General features: G+C 62.2%; 24 protein-coding genes, 1 tRNA gene and 1 riboswitch. Of the genes, 13 read left to right on the forward strand and 12 right to left on the reverse strand.

Translation table 11 applies throughout. The features are described 5' to 3' along the window. Positions 1-17 precede the first annotated feature (17 nt). Positions 18-299 (forward strand): DUF3017 domain-containing protein, encoded by a 282-nt coding sequence (locus EMB92_RS00460; protein WP_081887396.1) that lies wholly within the window; start codon positions 18-20, stop codon positions 297-299. On the opposite strand, the gene EMB92_RS00465 is transcribed toward EMB92_RS00460, so the two are convergent. Next, entirely contained in the window at positions 219-1190 is a 972-nt protein-coding gene (locus EMB92_RS00465; RefSeq protein ID WP_043164230.1) for an aquaporin, read from the reverse strand. The two genes, EMB92_RS00460 and EMB92_RS00465, sit on opposite strands and share 81 nt — an antisense overlap. Positions 1191-1349: 159 nt before the next feature. Here EMB92_RS00465 and EMB92_RS00470 point away from each other — a divergent pair, with 159 nt between their 5' ends. Both EMB92_RS00470 and der read left to right on the forward strand, forming a co-directional pair. Continuing rightward, a complete protein-coding gene (locus tag EMB92_RS00470) occupies positions 1350-2123 on the forward strand; it encodes a pseudouridine synthase (RefSeq protein ID WP_043164228.1) in 774 nt (257 codons plus the stop codon). Continuing rightward, a complete protein-coding gene (gene der, locus EMB92_RS00475) occupies positions 2120-4258 on the forward strand; it encodes a bifunctional cytidylate kinase/GTPase Der (protein WP_150393407.1) in 2139 nt (712 codons plus the stop codon). Before EMB92_RS00470 ends, der begins: the two co-directional genes overlap by 4 nt. Positions 4259-4564: 306 nt before the next feature. Here der and EMB92_RS00480 read toward each other — a convergent pair whose 3' ends face one another. Then, on the reverse strand, positions 4565-4954 hold the full coding sequence (locus tag EMB92_RS00480; protein WP_263390614.1) for a very short patch repair endonuclease: 390 nt from the start codon (positions 4952-4954) through the stop codon (positions 4565-4567). Here EMB92_RS00480 and EMB92_RS11575 point away from each other — a divergent pair. Both EMB92_RS11575 and EMB92_RS11785 read left to right on the forward strand, forming a co-directional pair. Continuing rightward, entirely contained in the window at positions 4944-5369 is a 426-nt protein-coding gene (locus EMB92_RS11575) for a hypothetical protein (protein ID WP_223847581.1), read from the forward strand. The genes EMB92_RS00480 and EMB92_RS11575 overlap by 11 nt on opposite strands. A gap of 21 nt (positions 5370-5390) precedes the next feature. Next, positions 5391-5519 carry a hypothetical protein gene (locus EMB92_RS11785; protein ID WP_263390615.1) on the forward strand — a complete coding sequence of 43 codons (129 nt, stop codon included), beginning with the start codon at positions 5391-5393 and terminating at the stop codon, positions 5517-5519. Between the two features lie 274 nt (positions 5520-5793). Here the strand turns inward: EMB92_RS11785 and EMB92_RS00490 are convergent. After that, a tRNA-Pro gene (locus EMB92_RS00490) sits at positions 5794-5870 on the reverse strand. Positions 5871-6132: 262 nt separating this feature from the next. Beyond that, complete coding sequence (locus tag EMB92_RS00500; protein WP_150393408.1) at positions 6133-6948, reverse strand: PhzF family phenazine biosynthesis protein; 816 nt, start codon at positions 6946-6948, stop codon at positions 6133-6135. 960 nt (positions 6949-7908) lie between these two features. On the opposite strand from EMB92_RS00500, the gene EMB92_RS00505 reads away from it, so the two are divergent. Beyond that, positions 7909-8940 (forward strand): Fic family protein, encoded by a 1032-nt coding sequence (locus EMB92_RS00505; RefSeq protein WP_223847485.1) that lies wholly within the window; start codon positions 7909-7911, stop codon positions 8938-8940. Between the two features lie 189 nt (positions 8941-9129). Here EMB92_RS00505 and EMB92_RS00510 read toward each other — a convergent pair whose 3' ends face one another. From EMB92_RS00510 to EMB92_RS00520, 3 genes are all read right to left on the reverse strand, one after another. Next, positions 9130-9546 (reverse strand): hypothetical protein, encoded by a 417-nt coding sequence (locus EMB92_RS00510; protein WP_223847486.1) that lies wholly within the window; start codon positions 9544-9546, stop codon positions 9130-9132. A gap of 169 nt (positions 9547-9715) precedes the next feature. Beyond that, entirely contained in the window at positions 9716-10021 is a 306-nt protein-coding gene (locus EMB92_RS00515) for a HigA family addiction module antitoxin (RefSeq protein ID WP_150393410.1), read from the reverse strand. After that, complete coding sequence (locus EMB92_RS00520; RefSeq protein ID WP_150393411.1) at positions 9993-10280, reverse strand: type II toxin-antitoxin system RelE/ParE family toxin; 288 nt, start codon at positions 10278-10280, stop codon at positions 9993-9995. Before EMB92_RS00520 ends, EMB92_RS00515 begins: the two co-directional genes overlap by 29 nt. A 182-nt stretch (positions 10281-10462) precedes the next feature. Between EMB92_RS00520 and EMB92_RS00525 the strand changes: the two genes are divergently transcribed. The 4 genes from EMB92_RS00525 to EMB92_RS00540 all read left to right on the forward strand — a co-directional run bounded on the left by EMB92_RS00525 (position 10463) and on the right by EMB92_RS00540 (position 12422). Continuing rightward, complete coding sequence (locus EMB92_RS00525; RefSeq protein WP_150393412.1) at positions 10463-10807, forward strand: DMT family transporter; 345 nt, start codon at positions 10463-10465, stop codon at positions 10805-10807. Positions 10808-10839: 32 nt separating this feature from the next. Further along, a riboswitch (guanidine-III (ykkC-III) riboswitch) is annotated at positions 10840-10900 on the forward strand. Positions 10901-10915: 15 nt separating this feature from the next. After that, positions 10916-11236 carry a DMT family transporter gene (locus EMB92_RS00530; RefSeq protein ID WP_150393413.1) on the forward strand — a complete coding sequence of 107 codons (321 nt, stop codon included), beginning with the start codon at positions 10916-10918 and terminating at the stop codon, positions 11234-11236. Positions 11237-11354: 118 nt separating this feature from the next. Further along, positions 11355-12161 carry a class I SAM-dependent methyltransferase gene (locus EMB92_RS00535; protein WP_150393414.1) on the forward strand — a complete coding sequence of 269 codons (807 nt, stop codon included), beginning with the start codon at positions 11355-11357 and terminating at the stop codon, positions 12159-12161. 27 nt (positions 12162-12188) lie between these two features. Next, the gene (locus tag EMB92_RS00540; RefSeq protein ID WP_150393415.1) at positions 12189-12422 is read left to right on the forward strand and encodes a hypothetical protein; all 234 of its coding nucleotides are present in this window, start codon (positions 12189-12191) and stop codon (positions 12420-12422) included. Positions 12423-12437: 15 nt separating this feature from the next. Here EMB92_RS00540 and EMB92_RS00545 read toward each other — a convergent pair whose 3' ends face one another. From EMB92_RS00545 to EMB92_RS00565, 5 genes are all read right to left on the reverse strand, one after another. Then, positions 12438-13055: a hypothetical protein gene (locus EMB92_RS00545; RefSeq protein WP_150393416.1), complete on the reverse strand. Its 618-nt coding sequence runs from the start codon at positions 13053-13055 to the stop codon at positions 12438-12440. A gap of 82 nt (positions 13056-13137) precedes the next feature. Then, a complete protein-coding gene (locus EMB92_RS00550; protein WP_150393417.1) occupies positions 13138-13623 on the reverse strand; it encodes a hypothetical protein in 486 nt (161 codons plus the stop codon). A 25-nt stretch (positions 13624-13648) separates the two neighbouring features. Then, on the reverse strand, positions 13649-16906 hold the full coding sequence (locus EMB92_RS00555; RefSeq protein WP_150393418.1) for a DUF3427 domain-containing protein: 3258 nt from the start codon (positions 16904-16906) through the stop codon (positions 13649-13651). Beyond that, positions 16903-17409, reverse strand: a complete 507-nt coding sequence (locus tag EMB92_RS00560; protein WP_150393419.1) for a (deoxy)nucleoside triphosphate pyrophosphohydrolase — start codon at positions 17407-17409, stop codon at positions 16903-16905. Before EMB92_RS00560 ends, EMB92_RS00555 begins: the two co-directional genes overlap by 4 nt. 162 nt (positions 17410-17571) lie before the next feature. Further along, on the reverse strand, positions 17572-18339 hold the full coding sequence (locus tag EMB92_RS00565) for a class I SAM-dependent methyltransferase (protein ID WP_150393420.1): 768 nt from the start codon (positions 18337-18339) through the stop codon (positions 17572-17574). 278 nt (positions 18340-18617) lie between these two features. Between EMB92_RS00565 and EMB92_RS00570 the strand changes: the two genes are divergently transcribed. Genes EMB92_RS00570 through uidA form a run of 3 tightly spaced genes read left to right on the forward strand, consistent with a single transcriptional unit; the run spans position 18618 to position 22519 of the window. Continuing rightward, positions 18618-20012: a UTP--glucose-1-phosphate uridylyltransferase gene (locus EMB92_RS00570; protein ID WP_150393888.1), complete on the forward strand. Its 1395-nt coding sequence runs from the start codon at positions 18618-18620 to the stop codon at positions 20010-20012. Next, positions 20012-20596 carry a TetR/AcrR family transcriptional regulator gene (locus tag EMB92_RS00575; protein WP_150393421.1) on the forward strand — a complete coding sequence of 195 codons (585 nt, stop codon included), beginning with the start codon at positions 20012-20014 and terminating at the stop codon, positions 20594-20596. Before EMB92_RS00570 ends, EMB92_RS00575 begins: the two co-directional genes overlap by 1 nt. A 42-nt stretch (positions 20597-20638) precedes the next feature. After that, complete coding sequence (uidA, locus tag EMB92_RS00580) at positions 20639-22519, forward strand: beta-glucuronidase (RefSeq protein WP_223847487.1); 1881 nt, start codon at positions 20639-20641, stop codon at positions 22517-22519. Positions 22520-22605: the final 86 nt, after the last annotated feature.

Below are 22605 nucleotides of genomic sequence, written 5' to 3' on the forward strand. Positions count from 1 at the left end.
ATCGGGTCGATAAGTCCATGAAGAATCATCCCTATGTCTCCGAGGACCACGAGGGCAAGCCGTGGTTCGAATGGTGCGTCGCCGTGGCGGTGATCGCCTCCGGCGTGATCGCGGTCCTCGGATACACGATGGCCGCCACGGTGCTGATCTCCGTGACGGCCATCGGTACGGGGCTGCTGCGCCTGATCATGCGCGAACGCAGCCCATGGAAGGTGAGGTCAGTGGCGTTCGACACCACCATCGGCATCTGCCTTGGCGTCGGACTGCTGGTCCTCTACTTCTCCGGCTACTTCCTGTGACGCCTCGGATGCTCCGGCCGTCTCGAACGGTTCCTGGGCGTTGCCATCGGAGGCATCGGCCGTCGGCTCCTTCCCGGAGTCGGCGGCCTCGTCGTATCCGCCGATCTGCGCGGGGTCATCGCCCGCGGCCTTCGGCGTGTGCACCATCTGCATGACGATCATCGCCAGCGCGACCAGTGCCGCTGCGAGGATCGGGCACACCCAGAACACCCACAGCTGGCTCAGCGGCTCCACCGACAGACCCTGGTTTTGCGAGGCCACGGCGATGCCGGTGGCACGGGCGGGATTGAGCGCAGCACCGGTGATCGGGAAGGCCACGGCGGTGGCGAACGTGTAGGCGACGGCCGTCGCGAGCGCATAGCGGCACTTGCCGTAGTTCGCCATCGCGACGCCCACGACCACCACGCCGGCCACGACCTCGACCGCGATCGCCTGCGTGATGGAGACGTTCAGACCGTACTGGTTGAGCGTCGTGTAGGCGACGGAACCCTTGTCGAAGCCGTTGACCGCGGTGGTCAGCCACTGCGAGATCGTCACCGTGCTCGAGGTGGGCAGCAGGAACCTGACCAGCAGACCGGCAAGCACGGCGCCGAGCGTCTGGAAGACGATGTACAGGACGCCGTCCACGAGCTTCGTCCTACCGGTGAGCATGGCCGCCACCGTCACCGCCGGGTTGAAGTGGCCGCCGGAGACCCAGCCGAGCGCGTACACCGCGGCGGCGTAGGCCAGACCGGTGCCGATCGCGATATAGGCGAGATTGGCGGAGAAGACCACCGTGCCGAACGTGCTGAACACGTAGACGGCGAAGCAGATGAGGAAGGTGCCGGCCAGCTCGGCCCCCACCCGAAGCGGCCACGGCTGTTCCTTCGTAACGTTGTCCTGTGATGTCATATCAATCCTTCGATCATTGCGATACTTCGTTCCGCTCCGGGCACACCCCGCGGAACGCTGCCAGTCTAGCAGTGCCGCGCGTCGTCGGGCCGGTTTGGACCGGAGGTCACGATACACTATCGGATTTGGAAATACACCTAAGGCCACGTTGGGAGAACGATGCCAAACGCATATTCCCGCGCCAGAAAGGCGCATGAAGACAATCAGGAAGGCGTTCGCCTTCAGAAGCTGCTCGCTCAGGCCGGATTCGGTTCCCGCCGCAAGTGTGAGCTCATGATCACCGAAGGCCGAGTCGAAGTGGACGGGGAGCTCGTCACCGAACTCGGCACCCGCGTCGATCCCACGCACCAGCAGGTCCGCGTCGACGGATCCCGCGTGCGCATCAACAACAACCACATCACGCTTGCGCTCAACAAGCCGAAGAGGGTCCTGTCCGCCATGGAGGATCCGAAGGGCCGCTACACGCTGCGCGACATTGTCGGCGACAAGTACGAGCGCATCTTCCACATGGGCCGTCTGGACTACGATTCGGAAGGCCTCATCCTCATGACGAACGACGGCGAGCTGAGCCAACACGTCATGCACCCCAAGTACGAGGTCGAGAAGACCTACGTCGCCACCCTCGAGGGCAAGATCTCCGGCACCGTGTGCCGCCGTCTGGTCACCACCGGCGTGCAGCTGGACGACGGATGGATCAAGCTCGACCACTGCGCGATCATCGACTCGAGCCGTGACGCCACGATCGTCAAGGTCGTGCTGCACTCCGGCAAGAACCGCATCGTGCGCCGAATCTTCGGTTCGATCGGCTTCCCGGTCAAGCGTCTGGTACGCACCCAGATCGGCCCGATCAAGCTCGGCGAGCTCAAGTCCGGTTCCTACCGCGTGCTGAGCCAGGCCGAGGTCCGTTCCCTGGCCAAGGAGGTCGGCCTGTGATCCGCGTCGCCATCGACGGGCCCGCCGGCGTCGGCAAATCCTCGACGTCGAAGGCGCTGGCCAAGTACTACGGCTTCGCCTACCTCGACACCGGCGCGATGTACCGCGCCTGCGCATGGTGGTGCCTGAAGCAGGGCATCGATCTCGACGTCGCCGAGCCCGACGAGCGAGTCGTCACCGAGACGGTCGGCGAGTTCTTCACCGGCGACCACTTCGACATCTCCGTCGATCCGGACCATCCGTCCGTGAGCGCCGACGGCGAGGACATCTCCGAGGCGATCCGCTCCTCCGAGGTCTCCACGCACGTCTCCAAGGTGTCGGGCATCATCCCGGTACGCAACGTGCTCATCGCCGCCCAGCGCGCCTACATCGCCCGCGAGGAGTCCAAGGACTCCTTCTCCGGCGGTCTCGGCATCGTCGCGGAGGGCCGTGACATCACCACGGTCGTCGCCCCCGATGCCGAGGTACGCGTCCTGCTGACCGCCCGCGAGGAGGTCCGTCAGGCCCGCCGCACCGGCCAGTCCGTGGGTGCCGCCGGAGTCGGCGCGGAGGACGTCGCGGCCCGCGATCGTATCGACGCGAAGACCACGAGCTTCCTGACCGCCGCGGACGGCGTCACCACCATCGACAACTCGGACATGACCTTCGAGCAGACCCTCGACACGCTCGTCAGGCTCGTCGACGACGCCATCGAGGAGCAGGAGTACGAGCAGTACGCCGCCAACCTCGAGGACTACGATCTGGACGAGGGCGACGAGGCGCTGATCGAGCGCAACGGCGTCGTCTCCACGTCGGACGGCCAGTCCGGTCCGAAGCCGGTCGGCGTGCTCGCCATCGTCGGGCGTCCGAACGTGGGCAAGTCGTCACTGGTCAACCGCATTCTCGGCAAGCGTGTCGCCGTCGTCGAGGACACGCCGGGCGTCACCCGCGACCGTGTCAGCTACGACGCCGAATGGGCCGGCACCGACTTCAAGCTCGTCGACACCGGCGGCTGGGAGGTCGACGTCGAGGGCATCGATTCCGCCATCGCCTCGCAGGCCGAGGTCGCCGTGCATCTCGCCGACGCCGTCGTGCTCGTCGTCGACGGGCAGGTCGGCCTGACCGATACGGACGAACGCATCGTCAGGATGCTGCGTGCCTCCGGCAAGCCGGTCACGCTCGCCGTCAACAAGATCGACGACCGTGAAAGCGAATACCTGGCCGCCGAATTCTGGAAGCTCGGTCTGGGCGAGCCCCACTCGATCTCCGCCATGCACGGCAGGGGAGTGGGCGATCTGCTCGACGAGGCGCTCGACAGCCTGAGGAAGGCGCAGAAGACCTCCGGATTCCTCACGCCGTACGGTCTGCGCCGCGTGGCGCTGGTGGGCCGTCCGAACGTGGGCAAGTCGTCGCTGCTCAACCAGCTCGCGCACGAGGAGCGCTCCGTCGTCAACGATCTGGCGGGCACCACGCGCGATCCGGTCGACGAGGTCATCGACATCGACGGCGAGGACTGGCTGTTCATCGACACGGCCGGCATCAAGCGCCGCCAGCACAAGCTGCAGGGTGCCGAATACTATTCGTCGCTGCGCACGCAGGCCGCCATCGAACGCTCCGAGCTCGCGCTCGTCCTGTTCGACGCGTCCGTGCCGATCTCCGATCAGGATTTGAAGGTCATGAGCTCCGCCGTGGACGCGGGACGCGCCATCGTCCTCGTGTTCAACAAATGGGATGCGATGGACGAGTTCGACAAGCAGCGTCTCGAACGTCTGTGGGCCACCGAGTTCGACCGCGTCACCTGGGCGCAGCGCGTGAATCTGTCCGCCAAGACCGGCTGGCACACCAACCGTCTGGCCAAGGCCATGCGCGAGGCGCTCGAATCGTGGGACAAGCGCATTCCGACCGGCAAGCTCAATGCGTTCCTCGGCCAGCTGCAGTCCGCCCACCCGCACCCGCTGCGCGGCGGCAAGCAGCCGCGAATCCTGTTCGCCACGCAGGCCTCGACGCGTCCGCCGCGTTTCGTGATCTTCGCCACCGGCTTCCTCGAGCATGGCTACCGTCGCTACATCGAACGCTCGCTGCGTGAGGAGTTCGGTTTCGAGGGCACGCCGATCCAGATCTCGGTGAACATCCGCGAGAAGAAGAAGCGCAAGTAGCTTATGTGGCTTATGTAGCTCACGTGGCTTATGCAGCGGGGACCTATCTCGCTGTGTCAGTGCAACAATTTCCGGAAATCTCCCTTGGTTTCCCGAGATTGTTGCACTGACTTCGTCCCAGCGCAACAATCTCCGGAGCATAGGGGTGATTTCCGGAATTTGTTGCGCTGCCCCTGACTCAGCGCGACAATTTCGGGAACTCAAGGCTGCTTTCGGGAGATTGTTGCGCCGGAAAGAACGATCCTGATTCCATAATTCCATATAGCGCTATCCATAGCTATCCATAATCCATAGCTATCCATGGCGCTATCCCCGATGGTTTCCGACGATCTTATTGTAGAGACGCGTCAGACGGTCCTCGCGCACCGGTTTCGCCAGTTCGCACTCCCACACCGTGATGACCCGCCATCCGTCCCGTTCCAGCGCGGCTCTTTGCGCGACGTCGCGTTCGTGATTGCGCAGGAGCTTCGCGGTCCAGAACTCCACGTTCGACTTCGGCATCGAGTATTTCGGGCATCCTTCGTGCATGTGCCAGAAGCACCCGTTGACGAACACGATCGCACGGTACTTCGGCAGCACCACATCCGGATGGCCGGGGTAGCGCCTGTCGTTCTTGCGGAACCGCAGTCCGCGGCGGAACAGGTAGCTGCGCACCATCACCTCGATCGATGTGTCCTTGCCCCGGATGTGCGACATCGTGTACGACCGCGTCCCCCGTGCGTATTTCTCCGTCGTTGACTTTGTTGAAGCCCTTGCCGGCGTCTTTGTTGGAGTCTTTGTCGGTTCCTTTATCGAGGTCTTTGTTGGTTTCTTCATCGAGATCTCTGTGGAGGTCTTTATTGGGATCTCTGTTCTCGTTTCTGTTCCCGTCTTCTTCGGGGTCTTCTTCCGGGTCTGTCCCGTTTCCGTTGTCCCATTGTTCCTTCGCGCGGCGGTTCGCGGCGTTTCGTGGGTCATGTGCCCCAGTGTCATGTGCCCAAAGGTACCTCAGCCACCTCAGCGCAACAAATTCGCGAAATCAGGCCACACTTCCCGAGATTGTTGCGCTGAGCCCAAGTCAGTGCAACAAATTCGGGAGATCAAGGGTGATTTCGCGAGATTGTTGCGCTGAAGCTAAACAGCGCTGGGCTGAGTGCTCGCTGAGGACTCCCTCGAGACCAACCAACAGCTCGACACGTTCGGCGAACAGCATGGCGTCAACTACAGCGAGGTGCTGCGCGAGGGACTCAAACACCGATACCGCGCCCTGCATCAGGCGTAGGGGCCTTGCCCGCTGACTTGGCAAAGCGGGCATTCGCATGCGGTCCGGATTGAGGTATGGACAAAGATCGTGTGAAGGAAGTGTGAGCAAGCCTTGGGGATGGGTCGGGGCAATTCCGCAGTCGTTTGGAGACATGCCCATGATATGAGGCGTGCCGGGGTGGCGATGTGTCCGGTTGTGTCCCGAGTTGTGTCCGAAAACGTGTCCAGAATGCCGAGAACACGGCGTGTCGCAGAATACAAAAAACCCGGAATCGTTGAAATTCCGGGCTTTCTGGTCGGACCAGCGGGATTTGAACCCGCGACCCCTTGACCCCCAGTCAAGTGCGCTACCAAACTGCGCTATGGTCCGATGCTGCGTTTTGCAACAGTCGATTAATTTACCAGAAACTCTCGGAAACGCAACTCGGCGTGTTTCCTACGGATGCCCGGGGATGGTGACTTCTGTCCGGGGAGGTGACGACGTAGCCGCCGCTGTGGTCGCCGTATGGGGTGAGGATGATCGGGTAGACCAGTTTCATTTCGTCCTCTTCTCGTTGATTTCGGCTTGTTCCCATATCGATTTGACGATGTAGGGGTTCGCGCGGACTGTATGCGGCCATTGTGGTACGCGATCATTCGGGCAGGATCTCGCCGACGGAGAACAGCGCCGCACTTCCGCCGAGGCTGACACGCCCGTCATTCACCGTCGCTTGGATGACGCCACCGCGTGCGGATGCCTGATAGGCGGTGAGTGTGGCCTTGCCGAGTCTCTTGCTCCAATAGGGCAGGATATGGCAGTGTCCGGAACCGCAAACCGGGTCTTCGGGCACGTTGAGTTTCGGGGCGAACGAGCGGGAGACGCAGTCGAATCCTGTGCCGGGCTTCCCCGCGGCCGTGATATTGGCCAGCAGGCCGGGCAGTCCGGTCAGGGCGGCCAAGTCGGGCTTGAGCCCGCGCACGGTCTGCTCGTTCTCCATCACGCATAGCAGGTCACGGCCGAGCCACGCCTCAAGAGGTCGTGCCCCCAGCGCCTGTTCCATCGCATCGGTAACGGGTGTGGGCTTGAGATCGTATGCGGGGAAATCCATCGAGAGGACTTCGCCCGTGGTTCTGCGGTCGTTGCCGGAGCCGTTTTGCCGTGTTACGGTCAGCATGCCGCTCATTGTCCGGAACCGGACCTCGCTGGCCTCGGGCTCGACGAACCGCAGTATCACGTACGCGGAGGCGAGTGTCGCATGCCCGCACAGATCGATCTCGCCTCCTGGCGTGAACCAGCGCAGGCGCCATCCATCCGGCTCATGCACGATGAACGCGGTCTCGGAGAACCGATTCTCCATCGCGATGTTCGCCATCAGCTCGTCTGATGGCCACGACTCAGGCAAGCACACCGCCGCCGGATTGCCTTTGAACACCCGATCCGTGAACGCATCCACCACATACTGTTTCATATCTTGTCCGGTCCCCCCATTCCTTATCCGATTGCGCCAAGTTTATTCCGGGAGCTCGAACTTGAGCTGAGCTGAGACAGGATGTGCTGACCACTATCGACGTGGCTGTCGTGCGACTGGCCGGCGTCATCGGGATTCGTCCTGTCGTCGGTGCAACGGCATTTTGCCGATTTCTCGGGCTCATCCGGATCTGGCGCAAGTCGGACGGCCGAAGTTTTGCTTCGCGTCATGTCGGCGTCATGTCGGCGTCATGCTGGCTTTGCGAGGGGGCGTACTTGTCCTGCGCGGGATACTATGTTGTGGCCGATTCGACCGGTTCGATCGATTCAGCCGAATCGGAGCATGATCGCAAGAGGGGCTGGGCATGGCGATCATGATCGTCGGCATCATCGTGCTGCAGTGGGGCAGTCATACCGCCGCCCGTTGAGCGGGATGGGCGCTGGAGGAGTCCCGGCTCACGGGGACGCAGAAGCGGGATGTGCGTGCCGAGCGCGCGGAGAAGGAGCTCAACGATCTGAAGACCGCACGGCAGTGTCTCGCATGATGTGACGGGGTGCCAAGAAGACGGGCATTGCCGGTGGATTTGCTGCATGACGATACGGCCGAGGAGATCAACGCGCATGTGCAGGCCATCAAGTCCTATATGGCTTCCTATATGGCTGTCTATATGATGATTTTTAGTGTTTTAGACGATAGAAGAGTGAAATTCGTGTTCCAAACATCGATATAAGGTGAAACGAGGTGATAGAAGCGATGGACTACAAAAGCATCAGACAGACTATCAACATGTCTCGGTCCACGCAGAGGCCCGTGGAGGCAGCCCAACGCGAATACGAGTCACGGATTAACGGATGGTCCACGTTCTGTTCTGGAATCACGTTCGACGAGCATGAGATGTTCGTCGTGTGCTTCAGGGAGCTCGTCACGGCACTCGATGCCGTGAGGGAACTCGAAGGCAAGGTGGAATCGCTGTGGGACGGCCTGCCGAACCTCGCCAAACGAGCATATCTGTTCGACCTCATCGGGGCTGAGGTGCAAAGCACCAACACCATTGAAGGCGTGCGCACCACACGCAAGGAGATAGCCGACGCGTTGGAGTCGGCCGCGGGCGCAGGTCCCCACAGGCGACTGACCGAATTTGCGAAACTGTTCCTCGGACTGTCCGGAGAGGAGGGCAAGCATCTTGAACTGCCCCACAGCCTCAAGGACATCAGGAGCATCTATGATCAGGTCACGGATGGGGAGATAGCCGATAAGGACAAACCTGACGGCGTGCTGTTCCGGAAGGGTGCGGTCTCCATATGGGATGATGGCAACGGACGCAAACTTCACGACGGCGCATACCCCGAATCGGAGATACAGGTGCAGCTCACCCAATGGATCGCCCTGCTTGCCGACTCGAGCATACCGCCGGTGCTCCGTGCCGTGATGTGCCATTACGCCTTCGAATGCATTCACCCGTTTTACGACGGCAATGGAAGGACAGGGCGCTTCCTGCTGGCGTTGCAGCTGAGCAAGCACCTGAGCGTGCCCACCGCGATATCGCTCAGTCCGGTCATAGCCGGCGCCAAAGGTCAGTACTACAAGGCGTTCGACGATGCTCAGTTCCCACTGAACTGCTCCGATGCATCCCTGTTCTGCTACCGGATGGTGAAATTCATCATCACTGCGCAGAAAAACATCATCGCCGATCTGGGGGATAAGTGGAACTCTCTGACCGCAGCCCACGACAAATTCGGCGAATACGTCGAATGGGAGAACATGTCTATCGACCAGAAGGACATCCTGTTCTACCTGTTGCAGGTGGAACTGTTCGACACCGATCCGCGACCGGTCTCCCGCAGGAGGCTGCGCTCGTGGCTTGGGGTCGGGAACACTAGGCTTATGAGCGCTGTCAACAGGCTTCTCGACCTTGGCCTCCTGCAGGAACATGGCAAACGGCCGATACGATATTCATTGTCGGGAGCGGCCCGCGAGCAATTCCTGCGATGAGGAGTCCGGCTGGCGAAGGTGCTGGATTGCGGCATGCCGACCGCGTTGGCGTATGGCGTGTGGTCGTGTGTCGGCATCATCGTGCTGCAGTGGGACAGCCACACCGCCGTCCGCTGAACGCAAGGCCTTTGATGTCGACGAATCGTCGGCGGACGTGCCGGTCATATGGTCGTCCGAGTGGTGCGGCCTTCATAGTTCGATGTTCTGTGCGAGGATTTCGACGGCGTCGTCTTTGTGTTCGATCCACCATGCGGCGTCGTCGCGGTGCAGGATCTGGCGGCGGAGCACGGCGAACGCGTCCCGTTCGCCGATGCGGGCGTGGCGGGCGAGCGCGTCGACGCGGCTGAGGGCGCGGCGGCGGATCGGCTCGGCCTGGTCGCACTGCCGCTGCGTGCCCCACAGGTCGCAGAAGCCCAGCAGCTTGTTGTCCCACCGGCTTACGTGCCCGGTGCAGGAGTCGCACATGGAGCGTTCGGCCCGACGGATGCGCTGTTCGACGACCACGTAGGAGCCGTCGGCGCTGATGCGCTCGCGGTGTCCGCAGGTATGGGTGATGATCCGCCAGAACATGATGCGCCCCGAATCCCGACCGCTATAGTCGAACAAATATTCGAATAACAATGTCGAACACATGTTCTAACAAGGGGGAGACCGCAACGTTCGGTCGGCGTTTCGCCGAGGTGTCTGGGATCACGCATGCGTCACTCTGCCGGATACGATCTCGACTGGCGGCAAGTCGACGGTCGATTCCTGATGACTGTAAAGTGTCCGGCTTTCAGGCGGTGACGAGGGGGCGGATGTCGCCCAGATCGCTTGGGTCGAAGGTCAGCAGATCATAGTCGGTCTGGAGGTTCGACCAGAAGTCTGGCGTGGTGCCGAGTGCCTTGGCGAGTCGCCATGCCATCGCGGTGGTGATGCGGCGTTTCCCGTTGACGATCTCTCCTATGGCCGTTTCGCTGACGCCGATCGCCTTGGCGAGTCGGTATCGGCTGATGCCGAGCGGCTGAAGGAACTCCTCATCGAGGATCTGGCCGGGGGTGCTGTAATAGTGGCTAGTTGTGGTAGTCGTCGAAGTGGACATCGATTGCCTCCTTGTTGTTGTCGTCCCATTGGAATGCGAGTCGCCACTGCTGATTGATTCGAATGCTCCAGTATCCTTTCAGGTTGCCTTTGGGCGGTTCGAGTCGGTTGCCTGGCGGTATTTTCAGATCGCGTAGCTCGTGCGCTGCCTTGATCATCTGGAGTTTGCGCATGAGGATGCGTTCGAGCCCGGTGGGGTAGGTTTTGGGATATGGGCCTCCATACAGGAAATCCGTGAGCTCCTCCGTTCTGGTTCTCATACCACGATACTATCGCATTGCGATAGTATCGGCAAACGTTAGTTTTCGCATCATGTCAGCGTTATGCTGACGTCATGCTGGCATCGCGAGGAGCGTACATGTCCAGCGCGGGATGCTAAGTTGTGGCCGATTCGACTGATTTCAACCGATTCGGCGAATCGGAGCGTGATCGCAAGGAGGGAATGGCTGTGGCGTTGACGTGGCTGATGCTGTTCGGGGCTATTTTCTGCGAGGTGACGGCCACGCTGTCGCTGCGTGCCTCGGAGGGATTCAGCAAACTCGCGTGGGTGATTCCCGTGGTGCTGGGGTACGGTGTCTGCTTCTTCCTGCTGGCGAAGGTGCTGGACCGCGGGATGCCGACCGCGTTGGCGTATGGCGTGTGGTCGTGCGTCGGCATCATCGCCACCGCGATCATCGCGCATTTCGCCTTCCGGGATCCGTTGAACTGGCGTATGTGGCTGGGCATGGCGATCATGATCGTCGGCATCATCGTGCTGCAGTGGGGCAGCCACACAGCCGCCCGCTGACAAGATGGGCTGAGCCGTGTGCTACTCTGACGCCAGAGCCGTACGTGGCTCCCGGACGATGGACAAGTACCCGGTTTGACAAGACTTGCCATGACCATGAGGAGCGTGATGGCTGTGTCTTGGCTCGTTCTCATTCTTTCCGGCATATGCGAATCGGTATGGGCGATCGCACTTGATCGTTCCGCGGGATTCTCCCGGATCATTCCCACGGTAGTATTCGCGGTCGGTCTTGCCGTCAGCATGGGTGGGCTTGCATACGCGATGAAGCACATACCGATCGGCACCTCGTATGCGATCTGGGTCGGCATCGGGGCGGCGATCACCGCGGCATACGGCATGATCAGCGGGGAGGAGACCGTGTCGCTGGTGCGTATCCTCCTCATCGGTGGACTGGTCGCTTGTGTCATAGGGTTGAAGCTCATCGAGTGACATGCGCGAGGATCGCCGGCAGTCGATCGTCGTACGCTATGTGCTGGTACGACGTAGACCGCAGAAGGTATCGCAAGGCGGGCGGCAGGCAAGGCTTTTTCGGAAAGGGTGATTCGCGATGATCGTTGACGAGCGCATAGACGATGGCACGCCGTTCGACTGGGGGAGGGCGTCGGCCGATTACGCGAAGTACCGTGACATCTACCCGCCGGAGTTCTACCGGATGATCCTCGACCGCGGCCTGTGCCGGGACGGTCAGCATGTGCTCGATCTGGGTACCGGCACCGGGGTGCTGCCGAGGAACATGGCCCGGTACGGTGCCACATGGGTCGGAGCCGACGTCTCGGCAGAACAGATCGAACAGGCGCGTCGGCTTACGGCTGGCGTCGGGGAGGACGGGGGAACACGGAGCATCGAATACCGGGTATCCTCGGCTGAGGACCTCGATTTCCCGGACGCCTCGTTCGACGTGGTCACCGCGTGCCAGTGCTTCTGGTATTTCGACCATGAGGTCGTGTGCGACAGGCTGCATCGCCTGCTCAAGCCGGGTGGCCGGTTCCTGATTCTCGTCATGGAGTGGCTGCCGTTCGAGGATGAGATCGCCGGTGCGAGCGAACGACTCGTCCTCAAGTACAGTCCGCATTGGAGCGGAGCAGGGGAGCGAATGCACCCGATCGACGTTCCGGCCTGTTACGCCGCCTCCGGTTTCGAGCTGGTCCATCATGAGGAGCGCAAGCTGAAGGTGCCGTTCACCAGGGAGAGTTGGAACGGCAGGATGAAGGCGTGCCGTGGCATCGGCGCGTCGCTCGATCCGGAGCACGTCGCCGCATGGGAGCGCGAGCACATGGCCATGCTCGAGCGCATCGCCCCGGAACGGTTCGACGTACTGCACTATGCGGCCATGGTCGAACTGAAACGGGTCTGAAATCCGGAAGTCCACAGGATGAGGACGATGCGGCGTCTGCTTGTGAACATGTTCCTGCGCCAGTCGTTGGTGGAAGACGGCGTACCGTTCAGACCACGTCGTTACGAGGGTGTCCGGCTGGCTCCCACCGAGGAAACGCGTAAGGCGATGGCGGAGTCGGAAGCCAAGGAACTCGGATTGATCCCGAACGACGCGGTGGAATGCCGAGCCGAAGCCGAGATACGCGATCATCTGCATCGTCTCAGGGAGCGTACGCGGTGAGCTGTGCGATAGCGCTCAGTCGTGGTTCATGATGGTCAGCACGGTGCGGCGGATCATGCTCAGCGGGTGGTCGGGGAAGCGTGCGTCCCATGCGATGTCATCGGACAGGTCGCGTAGCGCGCCGTTTGTGATCGTCGGATCGTACGGGTCGGCGGCCCAGCCGTTGCCGTCCTTGTCGATGTGATGATGCCGTTTCGCGTGATCGCGCACGTACTTCTCGCGTACGCCGGTCATGCCCGCCTCCTCGGCGGCCACCGTGAACTCCAGGATGGTGTCGTCGAATCGCACATCCATGACCAGACGATAGCCAAGCGGCCGGCCGGGCTCCATCGTCTTGACGATCCTCCAGATCGCATCGTGCCCGTCATGCGTGGAACCCAGCCCGACCTCGATGAGTCCCTGCATGTCGGTCAGTCCCGCATGCGCGTCGTCGACGACCTTCCGACCATTCCCGAACGGCATCGCATCCGACTCGTCGATCGGATGGACCTCAAGATTGGCGAATCCCTGACCTGTCTGGGCGGAGTAGGTCGAAAGCCGCAACGGGCCGTCCGTGGGGGAGCCGACCGGCGTGAACATGTCGGGGATGATGAGTCGGATGCCTGCGACCTCGATGGCGATCGTGTGACGCATGTGGTTCCTTTCGAAAGATGCCTATGATGCACGTGAAGCGCAATGTCTGTCGGTTTGTATTTGGCTTGTGGTCGGTCTGCTGTCAGAACTGCTCGGCTTGGGCGATTTGTCTGCGTTCTCTCTCAAGCAGATCCAATACGAGCTTCGCCATGGTCGTGTTCCTGTCAAGTATGAGCGCGGCCCTGGCCTCGAGCCCGCAGGTGCCTCTGTCGCCGCATAGCCACATGAGGTACGCGGCGACGGCGTGAAGCTCAGGATCGTTCCGTTCCCACGCCTCGTGCGAGATACCCTCGGCGGCCGACATGATGCGCATGCCATCGTTGTCCGAAGGATGTCTCGGCCCTTCGAGAAGGATACGGTTGATAAGGGCCGTGGACTGAGGAGAGGGATCAATTCGGTTCGAGTGCGCGATGCCGCTGAACTCCTCGAGGGTGATCGACGGGTCGATGATGCGCATCATGACGGCGTCGCGCATCCCCGAACCGAGTTCGATGGCGTCGCAGAGCGCCGCGATGCTCGTATGTGCCCCGAACAGGCGGTAGACGTTTTCGATCGTGCTGTCGTCCATATGCATATGATGCTCCGACATGTGCTCACCCGATCAGGTGCCGGTAGAGTTCCGGGTCGATCGGCTTGGCGAGCCGCAGCGTGGACAGCGTCACCTTCACCGTGCCGGCCCCGGAGGCGTCCGGTTTGGTGGTGAGCTCTGGATGCTCGACGGCGGACACATGGCCTACGTAGTAGTATTTGCTGCCCTTGAGCTTCTTGCCGTCCGCGGTCTCGGCTTCGGCCTTGCGCATGACGAACAGCGGTACGAAATGCGTGTCGTCCCAAGCGGGACCGGTGTTCTCACGCAGCCATCGGAACTCGGGGGATTGCGGGGTGCGTCCGTTCTTGCTGAAGTACCGCATCTCCTGTGCGCTCAGGAACTCGTCTTCGTATTGGCTGGTGGCGTATTTCACGAAGATCGGCATGGTGCCGCTCTCCTTGTCCAGATAATATCCGCCAACGTTCTGCGGTGTGTTCTCCTTCTTCCAGCCGCACAACCGCATCACGTCGTCAAGCGAGTACTTGCGTTCATACAGGAACGCATGATCGAACGTGCGATGATGCTCGCGGGCGTCCCGGAACAGGTCTCGGCAGTTGCTCAATCCGACCTGCAGCGTGTCCCTGAGGAAGGTGTGGAACGTACGGTTCGAGGTGAGCATGGTCGCGAACCGATCGCTGAGCCGATACGTCGTGCCGCTGACGGCGTGACGTTCGGACGTGATCAACGGCAGATCGCCGAATCGTTTCCGGTTCCCTTCGCGGAAGTACGAGTAGTCGAGCACGCTGATCGCGGAGTCGAACTGCGAATCGGACGTATCGGCCTGTGGGAAGTCATGACGTATCGCAGCCAGCAGATCATCCCGTTCCATCGGCTTAGGGGCATGCCATGCGCTCTGATCCGTCTTTTGTAATGCATCCTTCTGTAGTGCATCGCTCGAGGATTCCCGCTCGAGGTCATATGCGAATCCACACAACCGCGACAGAATCACCAGCTCATGCGGGCGCAATCCCGGCAGCAGCAGTTCCGTTGCCATCTTCAGCACGGCGTTTTCGGTTTCGCCAACCGGTTCCAGCTGGTCGAGGTATGACGTGTCATGCTGTCCTCCGCGGCTGAGGCTCTGCTCGCGCGACCGCACGAAATCAAGATAGTTGCCGCGTTTCGACGCCAGCGTGGACGGCAGGGACGGATCGTAGCAGTACACGTCCGCCAGCATGGGGATGCGTCCGAGCTCGAATCGGATCTGCCGGTACTGTTCGGTGAGCTGCTTCATATCGGACCAGTCGGCGGTGTCCAGCGATCCGAGAATCCGCTCCTTGGCGATCGGGTCGAAGCTGATCGACGACAGTCCGATCGATCGCCGCTGCAGGTTCCTGCGTGCGATGTCTCGGTCTCCGGTGTTGCCGTACAGGGCGACCGGGATCAGATAGTTGTTGCGGTAGTTGCCGATGAAGTCGATGACGGTGACGCTGTCCTTGTGCGGGAACTTGCGCAGACCACGTCCCAGCTGCTGCGTGAAGACGATGCTCGACTTGGTGTTGCGCAGCATGACGACCTGATTGAGCGCGGGAATATCGATGCCCTCATTGAACATGTCAACGGTGAACAGATAGTCGAGCTCGCCCTTTTCCAATCGTTCGACATATCGTCCGAGTTCCTGCGGAGACATCGACCGTCCATTCTCGTCCTTGCTGGTCACAGCGACGGTGCGGTACGGGCGCTCGGCCTGCTGATTCATATGCCGGTTGAACAGGCGAGACAGCTCGTGTGCCTCCTCCTGCCGGCTGCAGAAGATGAGACCCGTCACCGGCAGGCCGGGCTGGCCGTACTGCTCAAGCTTGTCGATGATGTATCGGACGCGCCCTTCGGTCGCCAACTGGCTGATCTCGTATTGCAGCTGGGCGTCGTCCTCAGCGCTGGTCTCATCGGACACCTCGATGCGAGGATGCTCGTCCCCATGATCCGGATCCTCCTGCGATCCCAGATACTCGGCGATGCCGTAGTAGTGGAACAGGCAGAGCATGCCCTCATCCAACGCCCGCTGCAGGCGAATCTCATAGGCGATGTTGTGCCCGAACAGTTCGAAGATGTTGATGCCATCGGTACGTTCGGGCGTTGCGGTCATACCCAGCATGAAACCGGCATCCTTGAAATGGTCGATCAGCTGACGGTAGCTTTTGGCGCCGGCATGATGCACTTCGTCGACCAGGATGTAGTCGAACTCGTCCGACGCGAACTGCGCCAGCACATCCGACTGGCTCATCGTCTGTATGGTCGCGAACACGTATCTGCGATCCTGCTGTTTGCTGGTGCCGGAATACAGTCCCAGCTCCGATTCGTCGCAGCCGAGCACCTTGCGATAGGACTGCATCGCCTTGGTGAGAATCTGCTGCTGTTGTGCGATGTACAGCATGCGTCTCGGCTGATACTCACGCACATCGAACGCCGACAGATACGTCTTGCCGGTACCGGTTGCGGACACGATGATCGCGCGATGCTCGCCCTGCTCACGCAACTCCTTGAGATTGCGCAACGCCTCACGCTGCATCGCATTTGGCGTGATCGTTCTCTTGTCATACTCACTGAGAAGCTCACGTCGTGGTGGCGCGTATCTCCGGAAGTCCTCCTCATACCGTTTGATCCACTCCTCGGTGAGCGGCACCGACTCACTGATCTGCGTATCGATCTCCTGCCGGAACTGGTTCACCAGGCCACCATCCGCCAGAGAGGAGAGGCGCAGATTCCATTCGCGCTGCTTGCCCAATGCCGCGGTGGTGAGATTCGAACTGCCGACGTACAGGTTGTAATACGGGCGGCCGTCGGGCATTCGACGACGGAACACGTATCCCTTGGGATGGAAAGGCTGTCCCTGTGCTATCGACGATTCAGATGCATCGCCATCGCGATCCGACCCCTCCCATACGCGCACGTCGATGCCGGACAGGCTCCCCAGATGCAGCAGCGCACGGAAGTCCTGCGGACTGTTGAAATAGTTCTTCGTGGAGGTGATCAGTCGACTTGTCTCATCGGAGGCGTCATGATGATCCATGAAATCCTGCAACAGACCACGCATCGCCTCGGTCTTCACGAAGGCCACGGAGATGTCGAAGCAATCACTGTCGGCGATCTCCTCGTGAAGCGCGTCACTCATGGTGCGACCGTCGGGGCCATTCGTGATGAGCATAGGCGCATAGGCGCCGGAGGACTGCGTATTCGGATCGATCAGACCGTATACGACGTCCTCGAGCACGGTGCGCTCGCCGGCGCTGTCCAGACCGAACGCAGGGGTGTCTTGGTCGCTCATGATCGTCCCTTCGTGATCGTGTCGAATCGCATGGCCGAGATGATGCCGACGGCTTCGCGATCCACCGGCGCCCAGTCGAATGCCGGCATGTCGGCCGGCGTCTGCCAGCGGATGTCCGTGTGCTCGGTCAGACGTGGCGTGCCACCGGTCAGATGGCAGATGAACGTGGTGAGTCGAACGATGCCGAAGTCATAGGCGTATTCGCTGGTGCACACCTCGTCCGCGACCTCGACCTCGCACAGCAGCTCCTCTTCGATCTCGCGATGCAACGCCTGACGCGGCGTCTCATGGGGCTCGATCTTGCCTCCCGGAAACTCCCAGTATCCGGCCAATGACTTGCCTTCGCCGCGCTGTGCGCACAGCACCCTGCCATCACGCACGATCGCCGCCCCCACGACGTTGATGCGTCTGACCTGCTCGGCCGGCCGTTCCCGGCTTTCATGCGGCGTTTGGAGGCCTGTCGTGTTCGCGGCGTCGTCGATCTCGGAGACATTCGGTTGCATCGTATGGGTTTCCTTTCCTTCATTCCGTCTTCGAACGGCCGATGTCCACTACATGTCTAGAGGGGATTATCCCACGTCGAACGGTGCTGTCCTCACGAATCGCCTGAAGGTCGGCTCGCGCATGGCATCCCATGGCCGGCGAAGCGCTCGGGATTGTCGTCATCAGACGGATCGCAGTTCGCTGGTCACCATGCACACGGTGTCGTCGGTCAGTATGCCGTCGACCGCGCGTCGGTCGAACAGCGCGTCCACCCATGAGCGGTACTCCGCGTAATCCGCGTCGTCCGGCAGCGGGCTGTGCGAATGCGAGTCCATATAGGCGCGCCATGATTGACGTGTGTAGTGCATCGGATTGGGGAACGAACGGATCGCGGGGTTGCGGAAGAACTCGTCGGTCGTATCCTCGAAGTGCCTCATGCTGCCGGTGACGACGTCGCCGTGGCCATCCAGCCGGTCCGGGCGCATCGCCGAATCGAAGGACGTGACGTTGTACAGCGATACCAGCAGGTAGCGTCCCCCGTGCGCGATGCGGCCGCATTCGGCGGCGAAGGATTCGGGTTCGAACCAGTGGAGCGCCTGTGCGACGGTCACCACGTCCACGCCGTGCGCCGGCAGGCCGGTGTTGTCGGCGGTGCCGTCCACGACCGTCACGTTGCCGAGTCCTCGCGTGTGCATCGTCAGCTCCGCGCGCATGTCCGTATCCGGTTCGACCGCGTACAGCGGCAGCCCGAATCCCGCCAGCGCGACCGTGAGCTTGCCCGTGCCGGCGCCGATGTCCGCGATTGTCGTTTCGTGATCGTCCGTTGCGCCCGCATCCCGATTCGTACTCCGGCGAATCATCTCGTCGATATACCGCAGCGCCGCCGCGGGATATCCGGGGCGTCCCGCCGCGTATGCCCGGGCCTTGCCCTGAAACCTCGTATGCTCCATGTTTCACAGCATAGGTCTGGTGGACCGGCGTGCGAGAGGCGGTCCGCAGGCCGACACGAGCGGCAAGGGGAGGGCTGGGAGCGCTCCCAACGGCGTAGTTCACGAATTTTTTACCCCCGTTGTTACCCCCGTTGCGCACAAACGCCCGTTTTGCCACTAGACTGGACACCAGTTTTCAAAAGCGACAGTCGCGTCCCCCGCGGCTGGAACGAGCGAACAAACGCAGTACATCAAAGGAGCAAAGAGTGTCCGACGTGTTCGACCAGTCAGCAGCGAAGATGCGCGAGCATGGCATGAGCGAGATGGCCATCAACCAGTTCAGGCGTCTGTACGACGTGTGGCGCAACGAGCAGGCGTCCAGCTGGATCCGCGAGACCGACGTGGAGCCGCTCGTCGACGTTCCCAGCTTCCACGACGTCTACAAGACCATCGACCATGACAAGGCTGTGAACGCGTTCGCCAAGACCGCGTTCCTCAAGCTCAACGGCGGCCTCGGCACGTCGATGGGCCTCGACTGCGCCAAGTCGCTGCTGCCGGTGCGCCGCCACAAGGCCAAGCAGATGCGATTCATCGACATCATCCTCGGCCAGGTGCTCACGGCCCGCACCCGTCTCGGCGTGGATCTGCCGCTGACGCTGATGAACTCGTTCCGCACCTCCAAGGACACGATGAAGGTGCTGCACCACAACCGCAAGTTCCATCAGGAGAACATCCCGATGGAGATCGTCCAGCACGTCGAACCGAAGATCGACCCCACCACCGGCGCGCCGGTCTCCTTCCCCGAGGACACGGATCTCGAATGGTGCCCGCCGGGACACGGCGACCTGTTCTCCACCATCTGGGAGTCCGGCCTGCTTGACAAGCTCGAGGAGAACGGGTTCGAATACCTGTTCATCTCCAACTCGGACAACCTCGGCGCACGCCCCTCGCGCACGCTGGCCCAGTACTTCGAGAACACGGGGGCGCCGTTCATGGTCGAGGTCGCCCGCCGCACCTACGCCGACCGCAAGGGCGGCCACATCGTGCGCGACAGGAACACCGGCCGTCTCATGCTGCGCGAGATGAGCCAGGTCCACGCCGACGACAAGGCCGACGCGCAGAACATCGAGAAGCACCCGTACTTCAACACGAACTCCATTTGGGTGCGCGTCGACGCGCTCAAGGCCAAGCTCGCCGAATACGACGGCGTGCTGCCCCTGCCGGTCATCCGCAACCACAAGACCGTCGACCCCACGGATCCCGACTCCACGCCGGTCATCCAGCTGGAGACCGCGATGGGAGCCGCCATCGGCCTGTTCGACGGCGCGATCTGCGTGCAGGTTGACCGCATGCGCTTCCTGCCGGTCAAGACCACCGACGACCTGTTCATCATGCGCTCGGACCGTTTCCACCTGACCGACACGTACGAGATGGAGGACGGCAACTACATCTTCCCGAACGTGACCCTCGATCCGAAGTACTACAAGAACATCCACGACTTCGACGAGCGCTTCCCGTACGGTGTGCCGTCGCTCGCCGCCGCCAAGTCGGTGACGATCAACGGCGACTGGACGTTCGGCCGCGACGTGCGCATGTTCTCGGACGCGGTGCTTCAGGACGAGGGGGAGTCGTGCTACGTGCCGAACGGCGAGTATGTCGGCCCGCAGGGCGTCGAACCCGACAACTGGATCTGATGGAGCCTCGCACGCAGCGGCGTTTCGATCCGGAACGCCGTCAGCGCATCATCGACGCCTGCCTCGACGTGATCGCCGCACGCGGCGTCTCCGGCACGTCCCATCGCGCGGTCGCGGCCGCGGCGGACGTGCCGCTTGGATCGATGACCTACCATTTCGATGGCATGTCCGATCTGCTGCATCAGGCGTTCGAACGGTTCGTGCAGCACAGCATCGACGTGTTCGCCGAACGCATGCGCGACGCGCGCACCGTGGACGAGGCGTGCGAGGTCATCGCCCTGCATATCGAAGGCGACCTGCTCGCCACGCAGCGCGATCTCGCCATCAACCTCGAGTTCTATACACTCGCCGCCCGTGACCCCTCCTACCGGGACCTGACCGACCGGTGGATGGCCGCCTCGCTCACGCAGCTCGAACGGTTCTTCGACGAACCCACCGCACAGCTCATCGACGCGATGATCGAGGGCATCACCCTCCACCGCGCGCTCGGCGGCACCCCGCAGGACGTGGCGACGATCCGCGAGGGCATCCGTCGCGTCGCCCTAAGCGGGGGAGGGAACCCGACCATCGGCCAACGGGCGTAAGGTGGTGCAGCGGAATCGGACACGGCAGAAGGGACGTGGATCATGATGACGATGACGAATGACGGCGCGTTGCTGTACCCGCAGGTGACGGCGACCAGACGCATGCAGAGCCTTGACGGCATGTGGCGGTTCCGCTTCGACCCCGAGAGCGAGGGGGAGCGGGACGGCTGGCCCGAGACGGGTCTGCCCGATGCGGCGCAGGTGCCCGTGCCCGCAAGCTTCAACGACCTGTTCACCGACAAGGCGTCACGCGAATACACCGGCGACTTCTGGTACGAGACCGAATTCGTCGCCCCCGGCGAATGGCGGTGCAAGGACCTGTTCCTCCGGTTCGACGCCGCCACGCATCGCGCCGACGTGTTCGTCAACGGCATCTCCGTCGGCTCGCACGAGGGCGGATTCACGCCGTTCGCCGTACGCGTCAACGACGCGGTGCGCTGGAACGAGACCAATCGCCTCGTCGTCCGCCTCAACAACGAGCTCAGCCACGCGAGCCTGCCGGCGGGCACCACCGGCAGGCTGCCGGACGGCACGAAGGTATCCGGACCGTACTTCGACTTCTTCAACTACGCGGGGCTGCAGCGTCCGGTGCGCCTCATCGCCGTGCCGGCCGAGGCGGTCACCGGATACACCACCGAGTACGAGCTCCACAAGGACGGTTCCGCCGTCGTCCACTACACGGTCGAGACCAGAGGACTGCGCCCCGAGGACTCGCTCCGCGTGCGCCTGATCGACGAGGTGGGAAGCGTCGTGGCGGACGCACAGGGCACCGAAGGCGAACTCGCCGTCGCGTACGCGCGGCTGTGGGACGTGCGCGACGCCCACCTGTACCGCATCGAGTTCACGATTCTCGACGGCACGGGTGACGTGGCCGCGGCGGACGGCGGCGTCATCGACGAGTACCACGACGAGATCGGCATCCGCACCGTGGAGGTCAGGGGCCGGGAGATCCTGCTCAACGGGCGGCCCGTGTATCTCAGGGGCTTCGGCCGCCACGAGGACAGCGCGATCAACGGGCGCGGCGAGAACCTCGCCGTCGTCACCCGCGACTTCGAACTCATGAAATGGTGCGGCGCGAACTCCTTCCGCACCTCCCACTACCCGTACTCCGAGGAGGAGCTGCGACTGGCGGACCGCGAGGGCTTCCTCGTCATCGACGAGGTCGCGGCGGTCGGCTTCATGAAGAGTCTCATGAACTTCCTCGACGCCGCCAACGACGATGACGAGCATCGCGGCAGGGGGTTCTTCGACGATCCGGACGTCATGACCCGCACGCTCCACGTGCACAAGGCCGCGCTCGACGAACTGTTCACGCGCGACCGCAACCATCCGAGCGTGATCATGTGGAGCCTCATGAACGAGCCCGACTCCGCGTCCGAGGCGGCCGTGCCGTACTTCCGGGCGATCTTCGACCATGCGCGCACGCTCGACCCGCAGCACAGGCCCCTGACCTACACGAACCTCATGATGGCGGCCGCCGGACGAGACCGGTGCCACGGATTCGCCGACGTGATCTGCCTCAACCGCTACTACGGCTGGTACGTGCAGGGCGGCTACCAGCTGTCCGGTGCGAAGGCCGCGTTCATGGCCGAGATGGACCGGTGGATGCAGATCGAACCCGACAAGCCGTTCGTGTTCACCGAATACGGCGCGGACACCGCCGCCGGCGTGCACAAGCTGCCCAGCGTGCAGTGGAGCGAGGAATACCAGTGCGAATACCTGAAGATGCAGCATGAGGTGTTCGACGCCTACCCGGCGGTCGTCGGCGAGCAGATGTGGAACCTGTGCGACTTCCAGACCGGCGAGGGCATCATGCGCGTCGACGGCAACAGGAAGGGCGCGTTCACCCGCGACCGTCAGCCCAAGGCCGCCGCGTTCCTGCTCCGGGAGCGCTGGAACGACGCCGCGCGGCATCAGGCGTGAACGCCCGACCATGTGAGCATCGCGTTCCCGCCCAGGCGGGAACGGTGCTATATTGCCCCGGGTGACCACACGAAGGGTCGAACACA

It is taken from the genome of Bifidobacterium callitrichos, assembly GCF_008698085.1.
Classification (GTDB): Bacteria; Actinomycetota; Actinomycetes; order Actinomycetales; family Bifidobacteriaceae; genus Bifidobacterium; species Bifidobacterium callitrichos.